Origin of the sequence: Nevskia sp. (genome assembly GCF_051860985.1) — a bacterium.
GTDB lineage: Bacteria > Pseudomonadota > Gammaproteobacteria > Nevskiales > Nevskiaceae > Nevskia.
In genome coordinates this window covers 38803-61379 of sequence record NZ_JBIMKV010000002.1, presented here as the reverse complement: position 1 = coordinate 61379, position 22577 = coordinate 38803, and the positions used below count along the sequence as shown (strand labels likewise).

The following is a 22577-nucleotide window of genomic DNA, read 5'->3' as shown; positions in this document are numbered from 1 at the left end:
TGACGGCCAAGGTGCTTCGAGTCTAGCGCAGGAGGCTTTCGCGCCCCGCGGCGTCAGCTCCCGAAATCCATGCGCCGCAACGTCCGCTATCACCTCGCTGTCCTGTTCGCCGTCATCGGCCTGAGCCTCAGCGGCTACGGCGCCTACAAGCTGTACCGGCTGCCGGTCTACAGCGAGCAGGATCTCGATCTGGCCGCCGAACTGAACCTCAGCATCGACCTCGCCCGCCTGCCGCCGGATCGCCAGCCCAAGGCCGAGGCGCTGCCGCAGATGCGCGCCGACGTGCGCAGCGAAATCAGCCGCAATCTCGACCAGCAGCGCAAGCTCGTGCAGTCGTGGATCCAGACCGGCCTGGTGCTGGTCGGCATGGCGATCCTGCAGGCGCTGCTGCAGCGCCGGCTGCCGACCCCGCCGCCGCGCTGAATGCCCGGGCTCACCATGAATCCAAACGCAGCACCGCAATCCCGCTGGCATCTCGACGAGGTCGTGGCCGGCCTGCGCCAGCAGCGCGAGCGCTGGCGCGAAGCCCGACAGCGCAGCCTCGATTCCGGCAGCCGCGAAGTGCCGGCGCGCCAGCAGGTGCAGGCGATCATGGATGCGCTGTGCGGCGCGCTGTTCCCGATGCGGCTCGGCCCGCCCGATCTTCGCCAGGACAGCGAGGACTACTACGTCGGCCACACGCTGGACACCGCGCTCAATGCGCTGCACGCCCAGGTGCAGCTGGAGCTGAGCTACGCGGCGCGGCTGGGCAACGATGCCCACGCCGACGTGGCGGGCCGCGCCCAGGCCATCGTCCGCGCCTTCGCCGGCTATCTGCCGGAAGCGCGGGCGCTGCTCGACAGCGATGTCGAAGCCGCCTATCTGGGCGATCCGGCCGCCCGCAGTGTCGATGAAGTGCTGGTCTGCTATCCCGGCGTGATGGCGGTGATCTACCACCGGCTGGCGCACCAGCTGTATCGCCTGGGCGTGCCGCTGCTGGCGCGGATCATCGCCGAGCTGTCGCATTCGGCCACCGGCATCGACATCCACCCCGGCGCCAGCATCGGCCGCCGCTTCTTCATCGACCACGGCACCGGCGTGGTGATCGGCGAAACCGCCGTGATCGGCGAACGCGTGCGCCTGTACCAGGCCGTGACGCTCGGCGCCAAGCGCTTCGAATCGGCGGATGACGGCAGCCTCGTCAAAGGCCAGCCGCGCCACCCGATCGTCGAAGACGATGTGGTGATCTATGCCGGCGCGACGATCCTTGGCCGCGTCACCATCGGCAAGGGATCAAGCATCGGCGGCAATGTCTGGCTCACCCGCAGCGTGCCGCCGGGCAGCAACATCACCCAGGCGCAGTCCGAACACCACGCACCGAACGCGCCGCTGCCGGCAGGCTTCTAGGCAGGCAGGCGGCCACCGCTGTACCCGAAGCAAACGCGTACCGAGGAGTCCGCATGTTTCTGGTCCCGACCTACCTGGCAAACAGCAGCATCCACGGCCTCGGCGTGTTCACGCCGGTGGCGATCCCGGCCGGCACCATCGTCTGGGAACTGAACCCGGTCATCGACTGGGAACTGACCCCGGCGGAACTCGACGCCATGCCGGAACCGTTCCGCAGCAAGGTGCGCGCGTACAGCTATCTGAACGTCGACGGCGTCTACATGCTGTGCGGCGACAACGGCAAGTTCATGAACCATGCGAACACGCCGAACTGCCATGAGGACGATATCCGCACGATCGCTTCGATCGACATCCCCGCGCACAGCGAACTGACCTGCGACTACCGGGCGTTTGAGCATGCGCCTTGGGTACATGAGTTGAAGTAGCCACACCTCACTACCTACGGCGAGCGGAACCATCGCGGCGCAGTGTTGGCATCGTTGACGTCGATGTTCACGACACAGCCGATCGATGCCCGTCCGAGAGCCTGATTGTTTCGGCTACACCAGCCAAGTTATCGTGCACTAGTGCGGCCACTGGAATCTCCGATGAGAACCTGCGGGTTAACTCCAATGCGACACGTTATCCGGCATTTTTTGCCAAGTTATCGTACGTTTTCACGCGATAATGTGGCAGGTTATCGTGCATTTTTTGCAGCCTAATTGTGATTAGGCATCACATGAATACAAGTTCTGGTCGACTGTATCGAATACTTAGCTTTGATCGCGTGATTCAAATATTTGAGCGTGGCGAGCTTCACTTCGCTCACCCATCTACGTGGGTCGACCCGTACGAAGTCAGGCTGCGTCACGCGGCAAGTCATCAGTTTTTTGGCCAATGCTGGTGCATGAAGGGCGCGTCTGATGCCATGTGGCGCATCTACTCTCCCAATCACCTTGGAGTGCGCATCTCGACCAGCACAAAGCTTCTTCGCCGAGCGCTCTTGCCCGCAGTCAAAGAGTTAGGCGCCACGATTCGGCTGGACGAGGTTAACTACTTAAGTCAGTTCAATATCAACAAGCAGCTTCGTGAAATTCAGGCCGACTTATCCAACGGCTTCTCAGTGGAGCGCGCTACGGACGCACTTCTGCTTAAGAGGAAGGCGTTCGATCATGAAGCTGAATACCGTGCAGTTCTTCATCTGCCCACCGCGAACGAGAAAGACATTCGCAGAGGGTTGAAGCTGAAAGTCAACCCGCATTGGCTAATTGATAGCATCCTGCTTGATCCTCGCGCCCCCGATGAACTTGCGGCCGCTTTCACCTTCTATTTAAAAGAGAAAATTAAGTTCAAGAAGCGCGTTGCTCCGTCAGTTCTGTACAAAACGCAGACTCCGCTCATAGTGGAAGACGAGTGACGCCTAACCCATCAATCCACCGGCCGGCCTACGGCCGCCGGTGATTTCGAACTTTAGAGGGCAAAACAGTGTCGCTCGAAGAGCAAGTCGAATTCGCAGAGCAAGACATCGCACATCTCAAGGGGCGCCTAGATGCTCTAGAAAGTCTATGTGCATTGCTCATCGCAACGCACCCACAGGCCAGCAAGATCGCCGCAGTATTCAAAGCCAAAGCCTCCGAATTCGCTGCATTAGAAAATCCAACAGCTTCATTGCAGGCTTACGCCGACGGTTTATCTCGGCTTGCCTATGAGCTTGATCCTCAGCAAATCGTTCAAGCATTTCAGCGGAACGAAATGAGGCTTCTACAAGCGCCTCAATCTCGGCGTCACTGAATTCGCGGTGTCCGCATTTGCAATCGCACATGGCCATGCCCTCTAACCATCATTTCCAGCCGACATATTTGCCTCCGCTTCGCTACGGCAAATCTGCGGCTGAAATGGGGCGTTAGGCCGTACAACTAACCAGCAATGCCGAACCCTGAAGTCGACGCCTTCGCGGAGTGGTTCTACCGCGATCTCGAGAAGGGATTCACTGCTGACATCGCATGCTGCGACGCGTGTCACGGTGACTTCCTTGCAGTCTGGCCGTATGCGGACAGTGCGGACGACTATCGCTTCCAGACCACAAGCATTAATCTCGACGCGTTTTACGAGGGGAGCTACCTGCGCGACGAGTACTCCAAGGCCGAGTTCGATCGCTTGATCTCTCAATTGAGTTGTCCACGTTGTGGCAGCCCGCTTGGCGGAAATATTTGGCCCTACAACTTCCCTTTCAACGTTCCGCAGGACTTCGAACATACAATTCGCGATGTTGCCGCCCTTGCGAAGGCAACCCCGTTCCTACTTCTGGAACACGACTTCTGCAGGAAAGTGCTTTCCGCGGTGCGATCGCTTGCAGCGACCCTGCCAATACAGAAGCTCGAACGGCATCTGTACCGTGGTCGCAGCGAGGTAAATGACACGGTAGCGGAGCACGTGCGGGCGTTTGACTTTCCACCACCGCGAGTCGTACAGGAAGGGCGCTTCAATCACTCCGGTCACCCCGTCTTGTATCTTGGAAGCGACGTTGACACGTGTCATGCCGAGCTTCGAGAAGCGCCGTCCTTGATCCTCGAGTTTGAACTCCAGACCAAACTACGTGTCCTTGATCTGATCGATCCTTACAAAGGCGATCAAGCCTCGCTCGATCACGCTGATCTCTTGAACTGCCTTGTCTACTCTGCGCTGGTCAGTGCGAGGCAGGAAAGCGACGGCTGGCAGCGCCCACACTATGTTGTATCGCGATTCGTCGCCGACTGTGCTCGGGCGTCGTCTATAGATGCGATTCGCTACCCATCAACTCGAAGAGCGGGGAACAACTTCAACCTTGTCGTGTTAAACCCCAACCTTCAACTCGAGAAGTTCGCCCGAGTTGTTCAATTTCATCGGCGCGGTGCGGCCTAGCCCCTCGCTCAAGCGGAACGCCAACGGCAGGACGCCAGGCCCGGGCTGGCGGTACGCGGCACATTTTCGCGGGTTCGACGTAAACCCACTGCTGCGAAACAGCCTACTGCGACCGTGACGCGTCGTTGATGGCGGGTCGCGACCCGCCCTCCGGTTTTGCCTGCGCAAGCCGCGCGATAGCGCAGCGGCCCCAACGAAAAAAGGCGCCCGAAGGCGCCTTTCTCTTGCAGCAAGTGCAGCCCGTTCCGCTTAGTGGAACTGCTCTTCTTCGGTCGAACCCGTGAGGGCCTTGACCGACGACGAACCGCCCTGGATCACGGTGGTCACGTCGTCGAAGTAGCCGGTGCCGACTTCCTGCTGGTGGCTGACGAAGGTGTAGCCCTGTTCGCGCGCGGCGAATTCCGGCTCCTGCACCATGTTCACGTAGTGCTTCATGCCCTCGCCCTTCGCGTAGGCCTGCGCGAACTGGAACGTGTTGTACCAGTTGATGTGGATGCCGGCCAGGGTGATGAACTGGTACTTGTAGCCGAGGTCGCTCAGGTCCTGCTGGAACTTGGCGATCTGCTTGTCGTCGAGGTTCTTCTTCCAGTTGAACGACGGCGAGCAGTTGTAGCTCAGCAGCTTGCCCGGGCAGGCAGCGTGCACGGCCTGCGCGAATTCGCGGGCAAAGCCGATGTCCGGCACGCCGGTTTCGCACCAGACCAGATCGGCGTACGGGGCATAGGCGACGCCACGCGAGATGGCCTGCTCGAGACCGTTCTTGACGCGGAAGAAGCCTTCCTGCGTGCGCTCGCCGGTCAGGAACGGCTTGTCGTTCGCGTCGTAGTCCGAGGTGATCAGGTTGGCCGCTTCGGCGTCGGTACGGGCCAGCACGATGGTCGGCACGCCGAGCACGTCGGCGGCGAAACGGGCGGCGATCAGCTTTTCGACGGCTTCGCGGGTCGGCACCAGCACCTTGCCGCCCATGTGGCCGCACTTCTTGGCAGCAGCCAGCTGATCTTCGAAGTGCACGCCAGCGGCACCCGAGGTGATCATGTTCTTCATCAGTTCGAAGGCGTTCAGCACGCCGCCAAAACCGGCTTCCGCGTCAGCGACGATCGGCAGGAAGTAGTCGATGAAGCCCTTGTCGCCGGGGCCGATGCCACGGCTCCACTGGATTTCGTCGGCGCGGGTGAAGGTGTTGTTGATGCGGCGGACCATGGTCGGCACGGAGTCGTACGCGTACAGCGACTGATCCGGGTACATGGTTTCGCTGGTGTTGCCGTCGGCGGCAACCTGCCAGCCCGACAGGTAGACGGCTTCGAGGCCAGCCTTCGCCTGCTGCATGGCCTGACCGGCGGTGATCGCGCCGAACGCGTTCACGTAGCCCTTCTTGGCGTCACCGTTGACCAGCTTCCAGAGCTTTTCGGCGCCGCGCTTGGCCAGCGTGTGGTCGATGGCAACGCTGCCGCGCAGGCGAACGACGTCAGCGGCGGAGTAACCGCGCTTGACGAGCTTCCAGCGGGGATTGGTCGCCCAGTCGTGTTCAAGGGCCTTGATCTGGTCTTCACGGCTCATCATTGCAGCGTCCTCTTGGGGTTTGACCCGGTTGGTGTGAGTGCAGCCTTGCAGCAGGAAAGCGCACCGACGCTATCGGCGGGGCGCCTGTAGGTGATTCGGTTCAGTCGAGGTAGTCGTAGCTGGCCAGGGTCAGGAAGTCGGCGCACTTCTCCGCGGTGGACATGCGCGCCATGATGCCGGCGGCTTCCGCGAAGCGGCCCTGGTAGAAGCGTTCCTCGCCGAGCTGCGCCTTGTAGGCCTGCAGTTCCTCGTCGATGGTCTTCAGCACCAGTTCCTTGGTGACCTTGCGGCCGTCGGCCATCGTGGCGCCGTACTTCAGCCACTGCCAGACCTGGGTACGGGAGATTTCGGCGGTGGCCGCGTCTTCCATGAGGTTGTGCAGCGGCACGCAGCCGACGCCGCGAATCCAGGCTTCGACATAACCGATGCCGACGTTGACGTTGTTGCGCAGGCCGCCTTCGGTGATCGAACCTTCCGGCTGCTTCAGCAGGTCGGCGGCCTTGATCTTGTAGTTGAACTGCTTGTGCAGCTGGTTCGGCTCCGGCATGTGTTCGTTGAACACTTCCATCGCCACCGGCACGAGGCCCGGATGCGCGACCCAAGTGCCGTCATGGCCGTTCTTCACTTCGCGCAGCTTGTCGGCGCGCACCTTGGCGAACACTTCCTCGTTCTTGGCCTTGTCCTTGGTCGGGATGAAGGCGGCCATGCCGCCCATCGCGAAGGCGCCACGCTTGTGCGTGGTTTCGCAGAGCAGCTTCGAGTAGCTGTCGAGGAAGTGGCGATCCATGCCGACCGTGTGACGGTCCGGCACCATCCAGTCGCCATGCGCGTTGAGGGTCTTAATGCAGCTGAAGATGTAGTCCCAGCGGCCGCAGTTCAGGGCGACGATATGGTCGCGCAGCTCGTACAGGATCTCGTCCATCTCGAACGCGGCCCACAGCGTTTCGATCAGCACGGTGGCCTTGATGGTCTTCTTCGGGATGCCGAGCGCCTTCTGGGCGTCGACGAACACCGAATTCCACAGCCGCGCTTCCAGATGCGACTGCATCTTCGGCAGGTAGAAGTACGGGCCCGAGCCCTTCTTCAGCAGCGTTTCAACGTTGTGGAAGAAGTACAGGCCGAAATCGACGATGCCGCCCGGGGCCGGTTCGCCGTCGACCAGGAAATGCTTTTCGTCGAGATGCCAGCCGCGCGGACGCACGATCAACACCGCCACTTCCTTGTTCAGCTTGTATTCCTTGCCTTCCGGCGAGGTGTAGCTGATGGTGCGGTTGACCGCATCGCGCAGGTTGATCTGGCCGTCGAGCATCAGGTCCCAGGTCGGCGACGCGGAATCCTCGAAGTCGGCCATGAAGCACTTGGCGCCGGCGTTCAGGGCGTTGATGACCATCTTGCGGTCGACCGGCCCGGTGATTTCCACGCGGCGGTCCTGGAGATCGGCCGGGATGCCGGCGATCTGCCAGTCGCTGCTGCGGATGTCCTTGGTTTCCGGAAGGAATTTCGGCAGCTTGCCGGCATCGATCAGCCGCTGGCGCTCCTTGCGCAGTTCCAGCAGCTCGTTGCGACGCTTGCGGTGCTTGCGAACCAGTTTGGCAACGAACTCGACCGCCGCCGGCGTCAGGATCTTCTTGTACGCGGGGCGAATTTCGCCGGTGATTTCAACGCCTTCCACTGCGCTCATCCGAGACTCCGTTGCGACTGGTTTGCCTGTTCTGGGGGTCCCTGCCACCGCAGCCCGGCTGCAAGGGTCGCGCATGATAGCGAAAGGGGATTTTCGCCGCAATGCAACATAAACGGGGCAGATTGTCCTATCGCGGGGACAGGAGTAAGCGCCACGCGCATGCGCGAACGAACGGAACGGGCCCGGCGCGCCACGTTCAGCAGCCGATATTCCCCCCACCGCCCGTGAACTTGACGGCCGGCACGACGCCGATCCCGTCACACACCCCGACACCCCCAGCGGACATTCCCGGCGCCAGCAGGTCGCCGGCCGGCCAGCCGGCAACCCGCGCTACCGCCATCCCGTCGCCGCCCCGCACCGGCCCCGCACCCGCCCCGGCGGAAAGATTGAAGATTGCGGGGATATTCCATCCCTGCGCGCTGTTTCCTTCACTTTTATGACGGATTCATGACAGCGAATGGCGCAGCCATCGCGGGTCGTCGGAACCCTGCTTCCTCAAACACGCGGTCTGTTGATCATGATTTTTACAATATTTTCATCATCTTGAAGAGAGAAAGCGCGCTCTTCCGGCGATGGAAGCAAGCCTGCAACAGCCGCCCTGACGGCGCGGAGATAAGGGTTTTCTAAGCCGCTCGATTTCACGATTTCGTCATCTTCCGCCGGTACCTTGCCGCCATTCCAAAGGCGCACTTCGCCTTGGGCGTCGCTCAACCACCGGGGAACTCCACTCATGACGCGTGCTCGTCTTGCCACGTCACTCCTTGCTTTTGCAGTTGTCAGTCAGGTCGACGCCGCGCAGGTCGCGCCCGGCGAAGTGTCGATTGCCGTCGTCCGCAATTCCGAATCCGTCGCTGGCCTGTCGGTCGTGATCGACGGCAAGCCGGTCGGCATCACCGATGCCGGCGGCAAGCTCAGCTTCACCGCCGGCAGCGGCCTGCACCGCGTGGTGCTGAGCCGGGACGGCAAGCCGCTGGCCTTCACCGAGTTCCGCCTGGGCGATGCCGACGCCGCCGAAATCGCGGTGACGCTCGCCGCCGACAGCGGTGATCCGAAGATCGAGCGCGATGTCTTCGACACCCGCGCCGTCGCCCCGGCCGACATCCGTGGCACGGTGACCGACAGCAGCGGCAAGCCGCTGTCCGGCGTCACCGTATCGGCTGCCGGCACCGGCGCCAGCACGACCACCGACGCCAGCGGCGCCTTCAACCTGCGCCTGCCGCGCGGCGAGTACACGGTGAAGATCGCGACGACCGGCGCGGCGACCCAGGACATCGCCGGCGTCCGCGCCTCGCCGCTGCTGGGCGGGCCGCTGCTGGTCAGCGTGGCTTCGGCAACGGCTGCCACGGCCGACACCACGACCACCGCCGGCACCAAGGCCGGCAGCGGCGCGGCAGCGCTGGGCACGGTCACCGTCAAGGGCGTGGTCAAGCGCCAGTCGACGGTGACCAAGGAGCGCGTCGCGACCTCGGTGATCGATTCGGTATCGGCCGAGGAAATCGCCGCCGCCGGCGATTCCAACGCCGGAGAAGCGATCCGCCGCGTGACCGGCGTCAGCGTGCAGAACAACGTCGTGGTCGTCCGTGGCCTCGGTGATCGCTACTCGACGACCCTGGTCAACGGCGCGGAAATCCCCAGCTTCAACCCGAGCCGCCGCGTGGTGTCGGTCGACGCCTTCCCGAGCGAATTCCTCGGCGGCCTGACCGTGCAGAAGACCTATTCGGCCGATCTGCCGGGCGAGTTCTCCGGCGGTGTCGCGCTGATCGAAACCCGGCCGACGCCGGACTACGAGACCGGCAGCATCAAGCTGAACGTCGGCGGCAACACCCAGACCACGCTGTCGCCGGTGCTGACCTACCAGGGTTCGGACTTCGATTACCTCGGCTTCGACGGCGGCCAACGCGATCTGCCGCGCGCCTATCGCGAGGTCACCAACAACGGCGCCAACACGCTGGGTGGCGCCAGCCTGGACGACCGCCGCCGGCTGCTGCAGTCGCTGCCCAACCTGTTCGATCTGCAGCGCATCGACGACGCGCCGGCCGATTTCGGCGGCTCCTTGAGCTACGGCAACGTCTACAAGCTGGCCGGCAGCCAGAAGTTCGGCTTCCAGGTCACCGGCCTGTACGACACCAACTTCCGCTTCCGTCGCGAACAGCGCGGCGTGTTCACCGCTGGCGGCGGTGGCGGCCAGGACGTGTCGCGGCAGGACTCGGAAAACCTGCAGCGCTCCGAGCAGACCTTCGAGACCGGCGGCACGCTGGGCCTCGGCTACGAATACTCCAAGCAGCACAAGATCGATTTCGTCAGCCTGCTGAGCCGCCAGACGCAGAAAGGCGCGTTCTTCGCCCGCGCCGTTGCCAGCGACGCCGGCTTCACGACCGACCAGGAACGCGTGACGCTGGATTACGTCGAAGGCCAGCTGATCACCAACCAGCTGACCGGCAGGCACCAGTTCGTCGATGCCGGCGGCCTGAAGGTGAAATGGCAGGCCGGCTACTCGATCGCCGACCGCGACGTGCTCGATCGCCGCACCTACGGCCGCTTCCGCGCCGCCGGTACCGATGATCCCTTCCTGATCGGCTTCGGCCAGTCCGGCGAAGCCTCGGAACCGCGCCGCACCTGGGAATTCCTGACCGACAAGACGCTGGATCTGGGCGTCGACCTGAGCCTGCCGTTCGAGCTGTCCGATGCGCTGCGCGGTGATTTCAAGTGGGGCGCGCGCGGCACCCGTCGCGATCGCGATTTCGAATCGGTGCGCTTCGCCTATTCCTCGCAGGCCGCGCAGCGCAGCGCGCTGTTCCGCAACGTGCAGTACGTGCCGAATCCGGAGAACGTGCTGACGCCGACCTTCTTCGGCCCCGGCGGCTTCGACCTGACCGATCTCAACGTGTCGATCCGCGGCGGCGGCAACGCCAACGTCTACACCGGCGCGCAGGACGTCAACGCCTTCTACCTGCTGACCGACCTGTTCGTCGGCGACCTGTTCGAGATCCAGGCCGGTGCCCGTATCGAGAACTCGACGATCAATGTCGAGACCGGCGAGCCGGCTGGCGGCGCAACGGTGAAATCGCAGCTGGTCGACAGCGACGTACTGCCGAGCCTGAACGCCACCTGGTTCATCAGCCGCCAGACGCAGGTGCGCCTCGGCGTGTCGCAGTCCCTGAACCGCCCGCAGTTCCGCGAACTGGCGGAAGTGGACTTCCTCGATCCGGAAACGCGCTTCCTGACGGTCGGCAACTCGCAGCTGGTGTCCGCCAAGCTGACCAACTACGACCTGCGCTTCGAGCAGTACTGGAGCAACACCAAGGCGGCGTCGATCGGCGTGTTCTACAAGGACATCCAGAACCCGATCGAATTCAACATCGACGCCTCCTCGGGCAACCAGGTGGTGCGCTCGTTCCAGAACGCCAACGGCGCCAAGGACTACGGTATCGAGCTGGATGCCCGCTACGACCTCGGCATCCTGAAGTCGATCGCGCCGGTGCTGCAGTTCGCCTACATCGCCGGCAACTTCTCGCGCATCGAATCGGAAGTGACCCTGCCCAACGGCGACACCCGCCAGCTGCAGGGCCAGTCGAACTACCTGGCCAACGCCACGCTCGGCTACACCAATCCGGCCAGCCGCACCGACGCCACCCTGCTGTTCAACATCTTCGGCGACCGCCTCGCCGAAGTCGGCATCAACGACCTGCCGAACTCCACCGAAAAGTCCTACCCGGTGCTGGATTTCAACCTCCGGCAGGGCATCGGCCAGCACTGGCAGGTCGGCATCAAGGCGCGAAACCTGTTGAACCCGCGCATCGACATCGAGCAGGGCCAGTTCAACGGCCAGGCCGCGTTGCAGCGCAGCTACAAGCTCGGCCGCTCCGGCCAGATCAGCGTGCAGTACCAGTTCTGACCCCACGGAGTGCCGGCGAAGAACTCCCCCTCTTGATCACGACGCAGGGCCGCACGCCGGTGCGGGCCTGTCGCAGCAATCGCAACACGAACCCTCTGGAGACATCGAGATGCAGCTCAAGAAAACCGCAGTCATCGCGGCGGCCCTGATCGGTAGCGGCCTGCTGGCCGCCTGTGATGGCACCGACCTGAACCCGAACACCACCGTCATCAACATCGGTACCACCGGCGGCACCACAGGCGGCACCACCGGTGGAACGACCGGCGGCACCACGGGTGGCACCACCGGCGGCAGCACCGATCCGAACACCCCGCCGGCCGGCGCGCTGCGCGGCTCGATCGGCACCGGCGCCGGCACCACTTCGGTCGGCACCGGCCTGATGGACCCGTTCTCGATCGCCACCTACTTCGGCCTATCCGGCTTCAACAACAGCACCTCGGTGGTCGGCCGCATCGACAGCACCGGCTACCCGATCTTCGGCACCACCGGCCTCGCCGCCGGCTTTACCGCGCCGTCGGTCTGGCCGCCGGTCACGGCGACCGACGCCACCTCGCTGCCGGTGCCGTCGTCGATCGTCAGCACCAACTACATCGGCGCCTTCGATCCGGCCGTGACCCGCGCCAACGCCTGGACCAACGGCTGGACGGTCCGCGTCAATGGCAACGACGATGTCTGGCGCTTCTTCGGCGGCACCGCCGGCACCGCGCTGTCGGGCGCCTCGGTTCCGCAGGCCAACGGCACCTGCCCGGCCGGCACCACGCTGGTCGGCGACTTCGTCGCCCTGTTCGGGCCGCTGTCGCGTGACGAGACCGGCCTGTTCACCGGCACCGCCGCCACCGGCAACTACGATGTCTGCCGCCTGCCCGCCCGCTTCGGCGCCGCCGGCACCCTGGCGCTGACCAACGACAACGTCTACGAGATCGAGGCCGACAGCTTCCCGGGCGCGGTGATCGGCAATGGCGACCTCGGCCGCACCGTGGCCGGCTACGCCGAAACGCCGTCGGTGCTGTCGATCGAGCCGGGCACGCTGATCTACGCCTCCGGCCGCTCGGCCCTGGTGATCGGCCGCGGTGCCCAGATCATCGCCAACGGCACCGCCGCCGCGCCGATCGTGATGACCTCGCGCGCCCAGGTGGCCAGCCGCTTCGACGGCAACACCGCGACCTCGACCGATGCCGCCGCCGGTGGCTGGGCGGGCCTTGCGCTGCTTGGCCGTGCGCCGGACAGCCAGTGCGCCGGCACTCCGCCGACCAGCTTCGACACCTGTGACGTGCTGATCGAAGGCAATGTCGGCCGCTACGGCGGCAACTCGCCGAACGACAGCTCGGGCAGCCTGCGCTACGTGATCGTCCGTTCGACCGGCTCGATCATCGCCGAAGGCAACGAGCTGCAGGGCATCACCGCCGGCGGCGTCGGCCGTGGCACGACCATCGACTACGTGCAGGTGCACCGCTCGAACGATGACGGCATCGAGTTCTTCGGCGGCAACGCCTTCGTGACCCACATGGTGTTCACCGGCGCCCAGGACGACTCCATCGACCTCGACAACGGCTTCACCGGCGGTGTGCAGTTCGCCCTCGTGATCCAGGAGAACGACCTGCCGAACTCGGGCTTCGAGATGGACGGCCGCTTCGCCCGCACGCCGATCACCTTCCCGCTGATGGCCAACATCACCGTGCTTGGCCCGTCGAACCGGCCGCTGCCGGCTGCGGGTGACCGTCTCGGCATGCTGGCCCGCGAAGGCATGCGCTTCTCGATCAACAACACCATCATCACCGGCGACTTCCCGTTCGGCTGCATCGACATCGATGACAACGACGGCAACAGCACGGTCACCAACACCTTCGACCGCGTCAACGAAGCGGGTGGCTCGTCGACCACCGGTGGCCCGCACCTGGTGTTCCGCAACGTGATCGCCGACTGCACGGCGGTGAACTTCCGCGAGAACGACGAAGTGCCGCCGGCGCCGTAAGCGCCCGCGACCCGACCCGCGATCAGACAACGTCCCGCTGGATCAGGAACGGGGACCGCGCAAGCGGTCCCCGTTTTTCGTTGCGCGGCGATCGGGCTGCAGCAGCTGTCGTCTGTCCCAGGCTGCTGCACGCTCGCCTTCGGCCAAGCAGGATCAGGTCCGAGCCAAGCACCACGCCTTCGCTTGCGGCCTTGATGCGGAAAGCGAGGCGAAAACGCCAGGGGGCGACCACGGAAGCGTCGACGAACCGCGCGGTACGTGCGTGGCAGGGCGCAGGCAGCGAACGCCGGAGATGGCGCAGGAACGACAACGGCGAACCCTGCAGACACTGCTCCTACCGGCGCCGAGCGCAGCGGCGCGAAGGCCGCAAGCAACGCTCGGACGGGATCAGCCTTTCAGCCGCTGCTGCCGGCGGTTGTAGCGGATCGAGCTCCAGATCGAGGCGGCGATGAAGGCCACGCCGAGCAGGCCGGTGACCACTTCCGGCACGTGCACCACGGTGCCGGCGATCATGATCACCGCGAGCATGCCGATTGCGTAGTGCGCGCCGTGTTCGAGAAACACGTACTCGTCGAGCGTGCCCTTGTTGACCAGATAAACCGTCATCGAACGCACGAACATCGCGCCGATGGCGAGCCCGAGCATGATGATCACCACGTCGCGGGTGATCGCGAACGCGCCGATCACGCCGTCGAAGGAGAACGAGGCGTCGAGCACTTCCAGGTACATGAAGGCCGCGAAGCCGCTGCGCTTGACGCCTTCGGCAGCAGTCTCGCCGGCTTCGCCGAACAGGCTGCCGAGCGCATCGACGGCGATGTACAGGATGACGCCGGCCAGCCCGGCGACCATCACCCGCTCCTCCAGAATGTCGGGCAGGAACCAGCGGGTGCCGAACAGCGTCACCAGCGATACCAGCACCGCCACGCTTTCGATGCGGCCGAGGCTGGCCAGCCAGCGTTCGCTGCGGCCCAGCCAGTGCAGCTGGCGCTTGTCGTTGAACAGGAAGTTCAGGAACACCAGCAGCAGGAACATGCCGCCAAACGCGGCGATCGCCGGATAGGCGTGGGTCAGCAGCGCGCTGTACTGCTCCGGTTGCTTCAGCGCCATGTCGATCACCGGCATCGGCCCGAGATCGGCGGCGACGGCGACGATCACGATCGGGAACACCAGCCGCATGCCGAACACCGCGATCACGATGCCGAGCGTCAGGAACAGCCGGCGCCAGTAGACGTTCATGTCCTTTAGCACGCCGGCGTTGACCACCGCGTTGTCGAACGACAGCGACACTTCGAGCACCGCCAGCACGGCGGTCAGCCACAACGCCGGCAGCAAGCCGAGCGCGGTCTGGGCACCCCAGACCCCGGCGGCGATCAGGCAGATCAGGCTGAACAGCAGGGAACCGCGGAAATCACGCACTGCGAATCTCGCTTGGGGAAAAGCCGCCGACGCCGGCCATCGGCACTGTGGCAAGGCGCGATGACGAACCGACGGCGGCAGCTGCCGAACGGCGGCCCGGAACGGACCGGCACCGTCGTCGGCGCATCGGCTTCCGGCCTACTTGCCGTGGACCGGCTGGTCGGTGACGACGATGCCGTCGACATCGGCATACAGGTAGGCGCCGGGCTTGAAGCGGACGCCGCCGAACTCCAGCACCTTGTCGGCGACGGCGCTGTGCAGGCCCTTCTCGCTCTTGCGCGGATGGGTGCCGAGCGCCTTGATGCCGATGTCCTGCTCGGACAGTTCCTCGGAATCGCGGACATAGCCGTAGACGACGATGCCGGCCCAGCCGTTCTTGACGCCGAGCACGCCGAGGTTGCCGCCGACCAGCGCGCAGCGCGGCGAGCCGCCGCCGTCGACCACCAGCACCTGCCCCTTGCCCGGAGTTTCCAGCAAGGCCCGGACCTGCGCGTTGTCCTCGAACACCTTCAGCGTCTTGATCGGGCCGTGGAAGCTGAAGCGGCCGCCGAAGTCGTTGAAGACCGGCTCGGCCACCTGGGCATCGGGATGGGCGTCGGAGATGTCGGTGGTGGCGATGGCTTTCGGAGCAGGCATGGGCGTCAGGTCAGGAGGGATCGGGGTTCAGGAAAAAATCGAATGACGGCGCGCCAGCCTTGGAATCAGCAGCGCGTAGAGGCTCAGCGCGATGAAGGCGACCAGGGTCCAGCCGGGCAGGCTGATGCCGAGGAAGGCGGCGTCGATCTTCGCGCAGTTGCCGTCGCCCTTCAGCACCAGGGTGACGACTTCGCCGACCGGCAGCAGGTCGAGCAGGTAGTCGAGCGTCGGGCCGCAGGCCGGTACCTGATCGGGCGGCAGGCCCTGCAGCCAGACGTGGCGGCCGGCGATCGCCGCACCGGCCAGCGCACCAAGCAGCGCCAGCACGATCCACAGCCAGCGGCCGCCGGCCTTCGGCGCGAACACCGCGCCGCCCAGGAAGCCAAGGCCGGCAAAAGCCATCGTCACGCGCTGGAAGATGCACATCGGGCATGGCTCCAGGCCATAGCCGTGCTGCAGCAGCAGCGCAAACAGCAGGCCCGCGACACAGCCTGCGAAACCGGCGAAGCACAGGCTGCGATAGGTCAGACGGGTCATGGCAGCTCGTTGCAAGGGAGAGAAGGTGGGACCGTCGTGCGGCGCAGACGTTCTGCGAAAAGACGCGGCTTGCCGGGCAACCACGGCTCGCTGCGCCAGTACACTCGGCCATTCCGGCGTCAGCCAAACGCACGCATTCTAGCCCGATGTCCCTGACCATCCGCGTCACCCGCCACGGCGGTCCCGAAGTCCTCGAAGCCGCCGACGAAACGCTGCCGGCGCCGGCCGACGGCGAGATCCGCCTGCGCCACACGGCCATCGGCCTGAACTTCATCGATACCTACTTCCGCGCCGGCGTCTATCAGGCCCCGCTGCCGCATGGCCTGGGCCAGGAAGCGGCCGGCGTCGTCGAGGCGCTGGGCCCCGGCGTGTCCGGCTTCGCGGTCGGCGATCGCGTCGCCTACGGCACCGGGCCGCTCGGCGCCTATTCGGCCTACCGGAACGTCGCCGCCAGCCGGCTGGTGAAGGTGCCGGACACGGTGTCCGACGAAGCCGCCGCCGCGCTGATGCTCAAGGGCATGACCGCCTACTACCTGCTGCACCTGACCCACCGGGTGCAGCCCGGCGAAACGCTGCTGGTGCACGCGGCGGCCGGCGGCGTCGGCTCGGCGCTGGTGCCGTGGGCGCGGCGGCTCGGCGCGCGGGTGATCGGCACCGCCGGCTCGGCCGAAAAGGCGGCGCAGGCACGCGCGGCCGGCTGCGACGAGGTGATCCTGTACCGCGAACAGGACGTGGCCGGCGAAGTGCGCCGGCTGACCGGCGGCCGCGGCGTCGACGTGGTCTATGACTCGGTCGGCAAGGACACCTTCGCCGGCTCGCTCGACAGCCTGCGGCCGCGCGGCCTGTTCGTGTCCTACGGCAATGCCTCCGGCAAGGCTCCGCCGTTCGAACCGGTGCTGCTGGCCGACAAGGGCTCGCTGTTCTTCACGCGTCCGACACTGGCCCACTACACGGCCACCCGCGCCGAGCTCGACGCCGCCGCCGAAGCCGTGTTCGCGGCCGTCGCCACCGGCATCATCGAGCCGCAGGTCCGGCAGCGCTGGCCGCTGCGCGAAGCCGCCGTCGCCCATCGCGCGCTGGAATCGCGGCAGACGCAGGGCGCATCGGTGCTGCTGCCTTGAACGATCGAGGCGCCCGCCGCGACACCGCCGAACCGGTCCGGCCGTGGCACGCCCCGGCCGCACGGGAATCGTCAGCGGCAGGCTGCAGCCGGCCCGCAGCGTCGCGTCAGTGCTCGCGCGCCGGCCGGCGGGCGATGGTCAGCTCGTAGACGCCCTTCGCCACCAGCGGCCGGTCGGCGGCGTCGCAGCGGTACGGGTCCAGGTACTTGTTGCGCGCCGGGTCGAAGACGAAGTTCAGCGCCAGCGCTTCCAGCAGCCGGACCAGCGCCGGACCATCGGCCTTGCGGACCACCAGATAGTCGACCTCGCCATGGCCGGCCGCGCGGAACATCAGATCGACCGGCTTGCCGGCGTCCTGGCCTTCGGCGAACACCCAGCCGGTGTCCGCGTAGCGGCTCCAGCGCAGCGGTTCGGCGTAGAGGTGGCGGATCGCCGCCGCGACCTTTTCGACGCTGCCTAGCGGATCAAAGTGCGGCACGTCCCAGGTGTTGAAGGGGCCGAATTCGGGCGAGGCGCGGTACAGCATCAGTTCTGCGGTTGGAGTCATGTCGTGGGGATTCAGCCGCCGGTGCCACCCGGCCCTTGGATGCCGCCCTCGGTCAGCGCCGAGGGGTCCAGCAGCGCCGCCAGTTCGGCGGCGCTCAGATGCGTCTGTTCGAGTGCCACATCGATCACGGCGCGCCGTTCGCGGTAGGCCTGCTTGGCGATCGCCGCACCGCGCTCGTAACCGATCACCGCATTGAGCGCGGTGATCAGGATCGGGTTCTTCGCCAACGCCGCCGCGACCGCTGCTTCATCGACCTCGAAGCCGGCGATCGCCTTGTCGCCAAGCAGGATCGCGGCCTGCGCCAGCAGCGCGATCGATTGCAGCAGTTCGTGGCCAATCAGCGGCAGCATCACGTTGAGCTGGAAGTTGCCGCTCTGGCCGGCGATGGTGATGGTCACGTCGGCGCCGATGACCTTGGCGCAGACCATCGCCACCGCCTCGGGGATCACCGGGTTGACCTTGCCGGGCATGATGCTCGACCCCGGCTGCAAGGCCGGCAGACGGATCTCGCCGAGGCCCGCGAGCGGCCCGGAGTTCATCCAGCGCAGGTCGTTGGCGATCTTCATCAGGCTGACCGCCAGGGTCTTCAGCTGGCCGGACATCTCCACCGCCGCGTCCTGCGACGACAGCGCGGCAAAGAAATCCGGTGCCGGCTTGAACGGCACGCCGCAGCGCTTCGCCAGCCGCCTGGCGAATTTCGCGGCGAATTTCGGATGGGCGTTGATGCCGGTGCCGACCGCCGTGCCGCCCTGCGCCAGCCGCTCCAGGCGCGGCAGGCCGGCCTTGATCCGGGCGCTGCCGGCGCGGATCTGCGCCGCCCAGCCGCCCAGCTCCTGATCAAAGCGCAGCGGCATCGCATCCATCAGATGGGTGCGGCCAGTCTTGGTGACGCCTTTCAGCGCCTTCGCCTTGCGCTCGATCTGCTTGGCCAGCCCCTTGAGCGCCGGCAGCAGCGTTTCGCGCAGTTCCAGCACGGCGGCGACATGGATCGCGGTCGGGATGGTGTCGTTGGAAGACTGGCCGAGATTGACGTGATCGTTCGGGTGCACCGCCTCGCCCGCCGCCCGGCTCGCCAGGTGGGCGATGACCTCGTTGGCGTTCATGTTGCTGGAGGTGCCGGAGCCGGTCTGGAAGATGTCGACCGGGAACTGCGCGTCGTGCTGGCCGGCGGCGACTTCGAGGCTGGCGGCGACGATCGCCTGGGCCCGCGCGCCGTCGAGCAGTTCCAGCTCGGCGTTGACCTCGGCGGCGGTGGCCTTGATCAGGCCCAGCGCGCGGATCAGCGGCCGCGACAGCCGCAGGCCGGAGATCGGGAAGTTGTCGACCGCGCGCTGCGTCTGCGCGCCCCACAGGGCGTCGGCGGGCACCCGGACCTCGCCCATGCTGTCTCGTTCGATGCGCGCTCGGGCCATGGCGGTTCCTGCGGAAGGGGCGGCTGCGGCGGACGGTAACGGATCGCGCCCGGCGCCGCGCGGCTCAGCTGCGCAGCGGCAGCGCGGCGTGAATCAGCACCGGGCCGGTCGGCCCGTCGGTGGGCGAGCCGTAGGCCGGCTCGCGGGTCACCACGAAACGACTGGCGGTGCTCAGCTGCAGGTTGCGCGGCAGGCTGCACAGCCAGCTGCCGTCGCGCGGCAGCAGGCCGATCGAAACCAGCTTGCCGTCGTCCTCGCCGACCCACCACAGCTCGTAGTCCTCGTCGGCATCGAGCATCGGATAGCCGACCGAACGCACCCGCAGCATCCGCGTCTCCGGGCTCAGGCTGATTTCCCAGCGCACCGCCGATTCCTTCGGCAGCTGCAGCCAGGCCGCCTGCGCTGCCGCGTGGCGCTCGGCCGGCAGCCCGTCGTCGTGCAGCAGCGGCTCTGCGGCGCGGCGCTGCGGCAGCACCGCCAGCAGCAGCGCGGCGGTCGTCGCCAGACCAGCCACGCCGGCGGCAGCCCGCGTCCATCGGCGACGGCGCGGCAATGCGGTGCGCGGTGCGGCGGGCCGCTGCAGGCCATCGAGGTCGCGGCAGATCCGCGTCCAGACCTCGGGCGGCGGCTGGACATCCGCCACCGGCGCCAGACAGCTCAGCGCCTGCTGCCAGCGCCGTACTTCGGCCTCCAGCGCCGGATCGGCCGCCGCCTCGCGCTCGAAGCGGCGGCAGGCTGCCGGCCCGAGATTGCCGAGCACGTACTCGGCAGCCAGGGCCTGACGCAGCGATGGGGAACGCAGATTCATGGTGAAACGCTAGACCTTCGGGCGGGTGGGCTTCAAGCCGATACGGATTGCGGCGCGCGGCGGATACGACGAACGGTCGGCGCGGCGATCACGGGTCTCCATCATCAGCGAATGCCGATGATGCCGCGCAGCCGCGCCAGCCCGCGGCGGATGCGGCCTTTCACGGTGCCGAGCGGCACGTTCATGATCCTGGCCAGCTCCTCGTGGGTGTAGCCGTCGAAGAACGCAAGTTCCAGCGCCCGCCGCTGCGCCGGGTCCATGTGCTTCATGCAGCGCTGCAGCCGCTCCAGCGCCTGGTCCTGCTCGGCGCGCTCGCCCGGCCGCTCCCGGGTGTCGATCCACGCCGGGTGCAGCCGCGCGTCGTCGATGCCGTCATCGATGTTGTCGGTCAGCGCATCCTCGGCATGGCAGGCGCGCAGCAGATCGAGCGCCCGGTGGCGGGCGATGCTGGCCATCCAGGTCAGCGCGCCGCTGCGCTGCGGATCGAAGCTCGCCGCCTTCAGCCAGATGCGGACATAGCTGTCCTGCAGCGCTTCCTCGGCCAGTTCGCGGCGCACCAGCACCCGCAGCAGCAGCGCGAACAGCCGGCCGCTGGTGGCCGCGTAGAGCTGCGCGAACGCCCGGCGATCCCCGGCGGCGGCGGCCGTCAGCCATTGATCAAGCTGCTGCGCAGAGGACATCGGACGACTGCGGGGACGGCCCGGATAGGGCATGGCGAGCATAGGCCGGCGCTTCGGGCGACCGGAACACGCCAGGGGTTCGCCCGCAGGACGGCCGACGACCAGGGAAGCGCCTCGCGTAAAATCGCGCGCTCGCTGCCGGCATCCGGCGGCCGACCGCCTTCCACCCGAGCTTTCGAATGATCCTCAGCAGTCTGACCGCCATCTCCCCGATCGACGGCCGCTACGCCGACAAGACCCAGGGCCTGCGCCTGATCTTCAGCGAATACGGCCTGATCCGTTACCGCGTCGAGGTCGAGGTGCGCTGGCTGCAAGCGCTGGCCGCCCATCCGGGCATTCCGGAAGTGCCGGCGCTGTCGGAATCGGCCACGGCCCGGCTGACCGAGATCTGCACCGGACTGGACGTCACCGAAGCGGCCAAGGTCAAGGCTTTCGAGAAGACCACCAACCACGACGTGAAGGCGGTCGAGTACTACCTGAAGTCGAGCGTGGCCAGCCATCCGGAACTGGCCTCGATTGCTGAGTTCATCCACTTCGCCTGCACCAGCGAGGACATCAACAACCTCGCCTACGCGCTGATGCTCCGCGATGCCCGCGAGCTGGTACTGCTGCCGGCGCTGGACAAGCTGATCGGCCATCTGACCGGCCTTGCCCACCAGTACGGCGAGCTGCCGATGCTGGCCCGCACCCACGGCCAGCCGGCCAGCCCGACGACCCTGGGCAAGGAGATCGCGGTGTTCGCGCACCGCCTGATCATCGAGCGCAACCAGCTCGCCACGGTCGCGCTGTTCGGCAAGGCCAACGGCGCGGTAGGCAACTACAACGCCCACACGATCGCCTATCCGGAAGTGGACTGGCCGGCGCTGTCGGAAGCCTTCATCGAAGGCATGGGGCTGGTGCAGAACCCGTACACGACGCAGATCGAGAACCACGATTTCGTGGCGCGCTACTTCCACGCGCTGATGCGCGCCAACACGATCCTGATCGACTTCGCCCGCGACGTCTGGAACTACATCTCGGTCGGCTACTTCAAGCAGCGCACGGTCGAAGGCGAAGTCGGGTCCTCGACGATGCCGCACAAGGTCAACCCGATCGACTTCGAGAACGCCGAAGGCAATCTCGGCGTGGCCAACGCGGTGATGGAGCACCTGACGCAGAAGCTGCCGATCTCGCGCCTGCAGCGCGACCTCACCGATTCCACCGTGCTGCGCAATCTGGGCGTCGGCGTTGCCCACTCGGTGATCGCCTTCCAGGCGCTGGAAAAGGGCCTGTCCAAGCTCGACGCCGATCCGGCCAAGCTGGCCGCCGATCTCGACGACAACTGGGAAGTGCTGGGCGAGGCGATCCAGACGGTGATGCGCCGCCACGGCCTGCCAGAGCCGTACGAGCAGCTGAAGAAGCTGACCCGCGGCCAGCGCCTCAACGGCGCGGCGATGCGCGCCTTCGTCGAAGCACTGGATCTGCCGGCCGACGCCAAGGCGCGGCTGCTGGCGCTGACGCCGGGCGGCTACGTCGGCAACGCGGCACAGCAGGCGCGCGATCTGACGCCGTGACCGGCACGGCCGACGCGCCGGCGCCGCTCGAAGGTCGGGCGGCGCTGGCGTCGGCCCTGCTGGCGATGGCGGCGGGTGCCCGGCACGAGATCCTGCTGTTGAGCGTCGACCTCGACCGCACGCTGTACGGCAGCGAAGCCTTCGTCGAGGCGATCCAGCGGCTGGCGCTGTCCAGCACGCGGGCGCGGGTCCGGGTGCTGGTCAAGCAGCCGCGGGCAGCGATGCAGGCTGCCCACCGGCTGGTCGAACTGGGTCGGCGGCTGCCGAGTCGCATCGAGTTCCGCGAGCTGGCCGAGGAGCGGCGTACCGGCCAGCACGCCGACTGGCTGATCGCCGATCAGCGCTGCTTCATCGAGCGCGACCGGCCCGATGCGCCGCTCGCCCGCCTGCACGGCGAGGCGCCGCTGCTGGCGCGGGCACGGGCCACCGCCTTTCTGTCGCTGTGGGAAGAATCGCCCGGCTGCGCGGAATTCCGCGCGCTCGGCCTCTGAGG

At 66.2% G+C, this 22577-nt stretch carries 21 protein-coding genes; 11 read left to right on the top strand and 10 right to left on the bottom strand.

The window, feature by feature from the left end:
• The first annotated feature begins 69 nt into the window (after positions 1–69).
• The 6 genes from ACTIGJ_RS02575 (at position 70) to ACTIGJ_RS02550 (ending at position 4266) form a co-directional block, all read left to right on the top strand.
• Complete coding sequence (locus tag ACTIGJ_RS02575) at positions 70–423, top strand: hypothetical protein (RefSeq protein ID WP_439638715.1); 354 nt, start codon at positions 70–72, stop codon at positions 421–423.
• Between the two features lie 15 nt (positions 424–438).
• Positions 439–1386, top strand: coding sequence for a serine O-acetyltransferase EpsC (epsC, locus tag ACTIGJ_RS02570; protein WP_439638714.1), 948 nt, complete (start codon positions 439–441; stop codon positions 1384–1386).
• Between the two features lie 53 nt (positions 1387–1439).
• On the top strand, positions 1440–1811 hold the full coding sequence (locus ACTIGJ_RS02565; protein WP_439638713.1) for an SET domain-containing protein: 372 nt from the start codon (positions 1440–1442) through the stop codon (positions 1809–1811).
• Positions 1812–2293: 482 nt separating this feature from the next.
• The gene (locus ACTIGJ_RS02560; RefSeq protein WP_439638712.1) at positions 2294–2782 is read left to right on the top strand and encodes a DUF2971 domain-containing protein; all 489 of its coding nucleotides are present in this window, start codon (positions 2294–2296) and stop codon (positions 2780–2782) included.
• A gap of 68 nt (positions 2783–2850) precedes the next feature.
• Positions 2851–3156 (top strand): hypothetical protein, encoded by a 306-nt coding sequence (locus ACTIGJ_RS02555; protein WP_439638711.1) that lies wholly within the window; start codon positions 2851–2853, stop codon positions 3154–3156.
• A gap of 135 nt (positions 3157–3291) precedes the next feature.
• Positions 3292–4266 carry an RES family NAD+ phosphorylase gene (locus tag ACTIGJ_RS02550; protein ID WP_439638710.1) on the top strand — a complete coding sequence of 325 codons (975 nt, stop codon included), beginning with the start codon at positions 3292–3294 and terminating at the stop codon, positions 4264–4266.
• Between the two features lie 249 nt (positions 4267–4515).
• Here the strand turns inward: ACTIGJ_RS02550 and aceA are convergent, their stop codons facing one another.
• The 3 genes from aceA to ACTIGJ_RS02535 all read right to left on the bottom strand — a co-directional run bounded on the left by aceA (position 4516) and on the right by ACTIGJ_RS02535 (position 8218).
• Positions 4516–5826 carry an isocitrate lyase gene (aceA, locus tag ACTIGJ_RS02545; protein ID WP_439638709.1) on the bottom strand — a complete coding sequence of 437 codons (1311 nt, stop codon included), beginning with the start codon at positions 5824–5826 and terminating at the stop codon, positions 4516–4518.
• Positions 5827–5926: 100 nt separating this feature from the next.
• The gene (gene aceB, locus ACTIGJ_RS02540; protein WP_439638708.1) at positions 5927–7507 is read right to left on the bottom strand and encodes a malate synthase A; all 1581 of its coding nucleotides are present in this window, start codon (positions 7505–7507) and stop codon (positions 5927–5929) included.
• Between the two features lie 495 nt (positions 7508–8002).
• Positions 8003–8218: a hypothetical protein gene (locus tag ACTIGJ_RS02535; protein WP_439638707.1), complete on the bottom strand. Its 216-nt coding sequence runs from the start codon at positions 8216–8218 to the stop codon at positions 8003–8005.
• Between the two features lie 19 nt (positions 8219–8237).
• Here ACTIGJ_RS02535 and ACTIGJ_RS02530 point away from each other — a divergent pair, with 19 nt between their 5' ends.
• Positions 8238–11402: a TonB-dependent receptor domain-containing protein gene (locus tag ACTIGJ_RS02530; RefSeq protein WP_439638706.1), complete on the top strand. Its 3165-nt coding sequence runs from the start codon at positions 8238–8240 to the stop codon at positions 11400–11402.
• 109 nt (positions 11403–11511) lie between these two features.
• Positions 11512–13374, top strand: a complete 1863-nt coding sequence (locus tag ACTIGJ_RS02525; protein WP_439638705.1) for a hypothetical protein — start codon at positions 11512–11514, stop codon at positions 13372–13374.
• Positions 13375–13761: 387 nt separating this feature from the next.
• On the opposite strand, the gene ACTIGJ_RS02520 is transcribed toward ACTIGJ_RS02525, so the two are convergent.
• From ACTIGJ_RS02520 to ACTIGJ_RS02510, 3 genes are all read right to left on the bottom strand, one after another.
• Positions 13762–14790, bottom strand: coding sequence for a DUF475 domain-containing protein (locus tag ACTIGJ_RS02520; protein ID WP_439638704.1), 1029 nt, complete (start codon positions 14788–14790; stop codon positions 13762–13764).
• A 138-nt stretch (positions 14791–14928) separates the two neighbouring features.
• A complete protein-coding gene (rraA, locus tag ACTIGJ_RS02515) occupies positions 14929–15426 on the bottom strand; it encodes a ribonuclease E activity regulator RraA (RefSeq protein ID WP_439638703.1) in 498 nt (165 codons plus the stop codon).
• 27 nt (positions 15427–15453) lie between these two features.
• The gene (locus tag ACTIGJ_RS02510) at positions 15454–15963 is read right to left on the bottom strand and encodes a disulfide bond formation protein B (protein WP_439638702.1); all 510 of its coding nucleotides are present in this window, start codon (positions 15961–15963) and stop codon (positions 15454–15456) included.
• A 146-nt stretch (positions 15964–16109) separates the two neighbouring features.
• Between ACTIGJ_RS02510 and ACTIGJ_RS02505 the strand changes: the two genes are divergently transcribed.
• Positions 16110–17084 (top strand): quinone oxidoreductase family protein, encoded by a 975-nt coding sequence (locus ACTIGJ_RS02505; protein WP_439638701.1) that lies wholly within the window; start codon positions 16110–16112, stop codon positions 17082–17084.
• 106 nt (positions 17085–17190) lie between these two features.
• On the opposite strand, the gene ACTIGJ_RS02500 is transcribed toward ACTIGJ_RS02505, so the two are convergent.
• The 4 genes from ACTIGJ_RS02500 to ACTIGJ_RS02485 form a co-directional block, all read right to left on the bottom strand.
• Positions 17191–17631 (bottom strand): hypothetical protein, encoded by a 441-nt coding sequence (locus tag ACTIGJ_RS02500; protein WP_439638700.1) that lies wholly within the window; start codon positions 17629–17631, stop codon positions 17191–17193.
• 11 nt (positions 17632–17642) lie between these two features.
• Positions 17643–19043, bottom strand: a complete 1401-nt coding sequence (locus tag ACTIGJ_RS02495) for a class II fumarate hydratase (protein ID WP_439638699.1) — start codon at positions 19041–19043, stop codon at positions 17643–17645.
• Positions 19044–19107: 64 nt separating this feature from the next.
• On the bottom strand, positions 19108–19851 hold the full coding sequence (locus tag ACTIGJ_RS02490) for an anti-sigma factor (RefSeq protein WP_439638698.1): 744 nt from the start codon (positions 19849–19851) through the stop codon (positions 19108–19110).
• Between the two features lie 104 nt (positions 19852–19955).
• Positions 19956–20531: a sigma-70 family RNA polymerase sigma factor gene (locus tag ACTIGJ_RS02485; protein WP_439638697.1), complete on the bottom strand. Its 576-nt coding sequence runs from the start codon at positions 20529–20531 to the stop codon at positions 19956–19958.
• A gap of 179 nt (positions 20532–20710) precedes the next feature.
• On the opposite strand from ACTIGJ_RS02485, the gene purB reads away from it, so the two are divergent.
• Both purB and ACTIGJ_RS02475 read left to right on the top strand, forming a co-directional pair.
• Positions 20711–22084, top strand: coding sequence for an adenylosuccinate lyase (gene purB, locus ACTIGJ_RS02480; RefSeq protein ID WP_439638696.1), 1374 nt, complete (start codon positions 20711–20713; stop codon positions 22082–22084).
• A complete protein-coding gene (locus ACTIGJ_RS02475) occupies positions 22081–22575 on the top strand; it encodes a hypothetical protein (protein WP_439638695.1) in 495 nt (164 codons plus the stop codon). Before purB ends, ACTIGJ_RS02475 begins: the two co-directional genes overlap by 4 nt.
• Positions 22576–22577 lie beyond the last annotated feature (2 nt).

Bases quoted from the DNA above. Each gene is read 5' to 3' on its own strand.
- purB (WP_439638696.1), top strand. From the start codon at position 20,711: ATGATCCTCAGCAGTCTGACCGCCATCTCCCCGATCGACGGCCGCTAC.
- ACTIGJ_RS02490 (WP_439638698.1), bottom strand. From the start codon at position 19,851: ATGAATCTGCGTTCCCCATCGCTGCGTCAGGCCCTGGCTGCCGAGTAC.
- ACTIGJ_RS02575 (WP_439638715.1), top strand. From the start codon at position 70: ATGCGCCGCAACGTCCGCTATCACCTCGCTGTCCTGTTCGCCGTCATC.
- ACTIGJ_RS02485 (WP_439638697.1), bottom strand. From the start codon at position 20,531: ATGTCCTCTGCGCAGCAGCTTGATCAATGGCTGACGGCCGCCGCCGCC.
- ACTIGJ_RS02530 (WP_439638706.1), top strand. From the start codon at position 8,238: ATGACGCGTGCTCGTCTTGCCACGTCACTCCTTGCTTTTGCAGTTGTC.
- ACTIGJ_RS02500 (WP_439638700.1), bottom strand. From the start codon at position 17,631: ATGACTCCAACCGCAGAACTGATGCTGTACCGCGCCTCGCCCGAATTC.
- ACTIGJ_RS02550 (WP_439638710.1), top strand. From the start codon at position 3,292: ATGCCGAACCCTGAAGTCGACGCCTTCGCGGAGTGGTTCTACCGCGAT.
- ACTIGJ_RS02505 (WP_439638701.1), top strand. From the start codon at position 16,110: ATGTCCCTGACCATCCGCGTCACCCGCCACGGCGGTCCCGAAGTCCTC.
- ACTIGJ_RS02565 (WP_439638713.1), top strand. From the start codon at position 1,440: ATGTTTCTGGTCCCGACCTACCTGGCAAACAGCAGCATCCACGGCCTC.
- ACTIGJ_RS02495 (WP_439638699.1), bottom strand. From the start codon at position 19,043: ATGGCCCGAGCGCGCATCGAACGAGACAGCATGGGCGAGGTCCGGGTG.
- epsC (WP_439638714.1), top strand. From the start codon at position 439: ATGAATCCAAACGCAGCACCGCAATCCCGCTGGCATCTCGACGAGGTC.
- aceA (WP_439638709.1), bottom strand. From the start codon at position 5,826: ATGATGAGCCGTGAAGACCAGATCAAGGCCCTTGAACACGACTGGGCG.
- ACTIGJ_RS02525 (WP_439638705.1), top strand. From the start codon at position 11,512: ATGCAGCTCAAGAAAACCGCAGTCATCGCGGCGGCCCTGATCGGTAGC.
- rraA (WP_439638703.1), bottom strand. From the start codon at position 15,426: ATGCCTGCTCCGAAAGCCATCGCCACCACCGACATCTCCGACGCCCAT.
- ACTIGJ_RS02510 (WP_439638702.1), bottom strand. From the start codon at position 15,963: ATGACCCGTCTGACCTATCGCAGCCTGTGCTTCGCCGGTTTCGCAGGC.
- aceB (WP_439638708.1), bottom strand. From the start codon at position 7,507: ATGAGCGCAGTGGAAGGCGTTGAAATCACCGGCGAAATTCGCCCCGCG.
- ACTIGJ_RS02560 (WP_439638712.1), top strand. From the start codon at position 2,294: ATGTGGCGCATCTACTCTCCCAATCACCTTGGAGTGCGCATCTCGACC.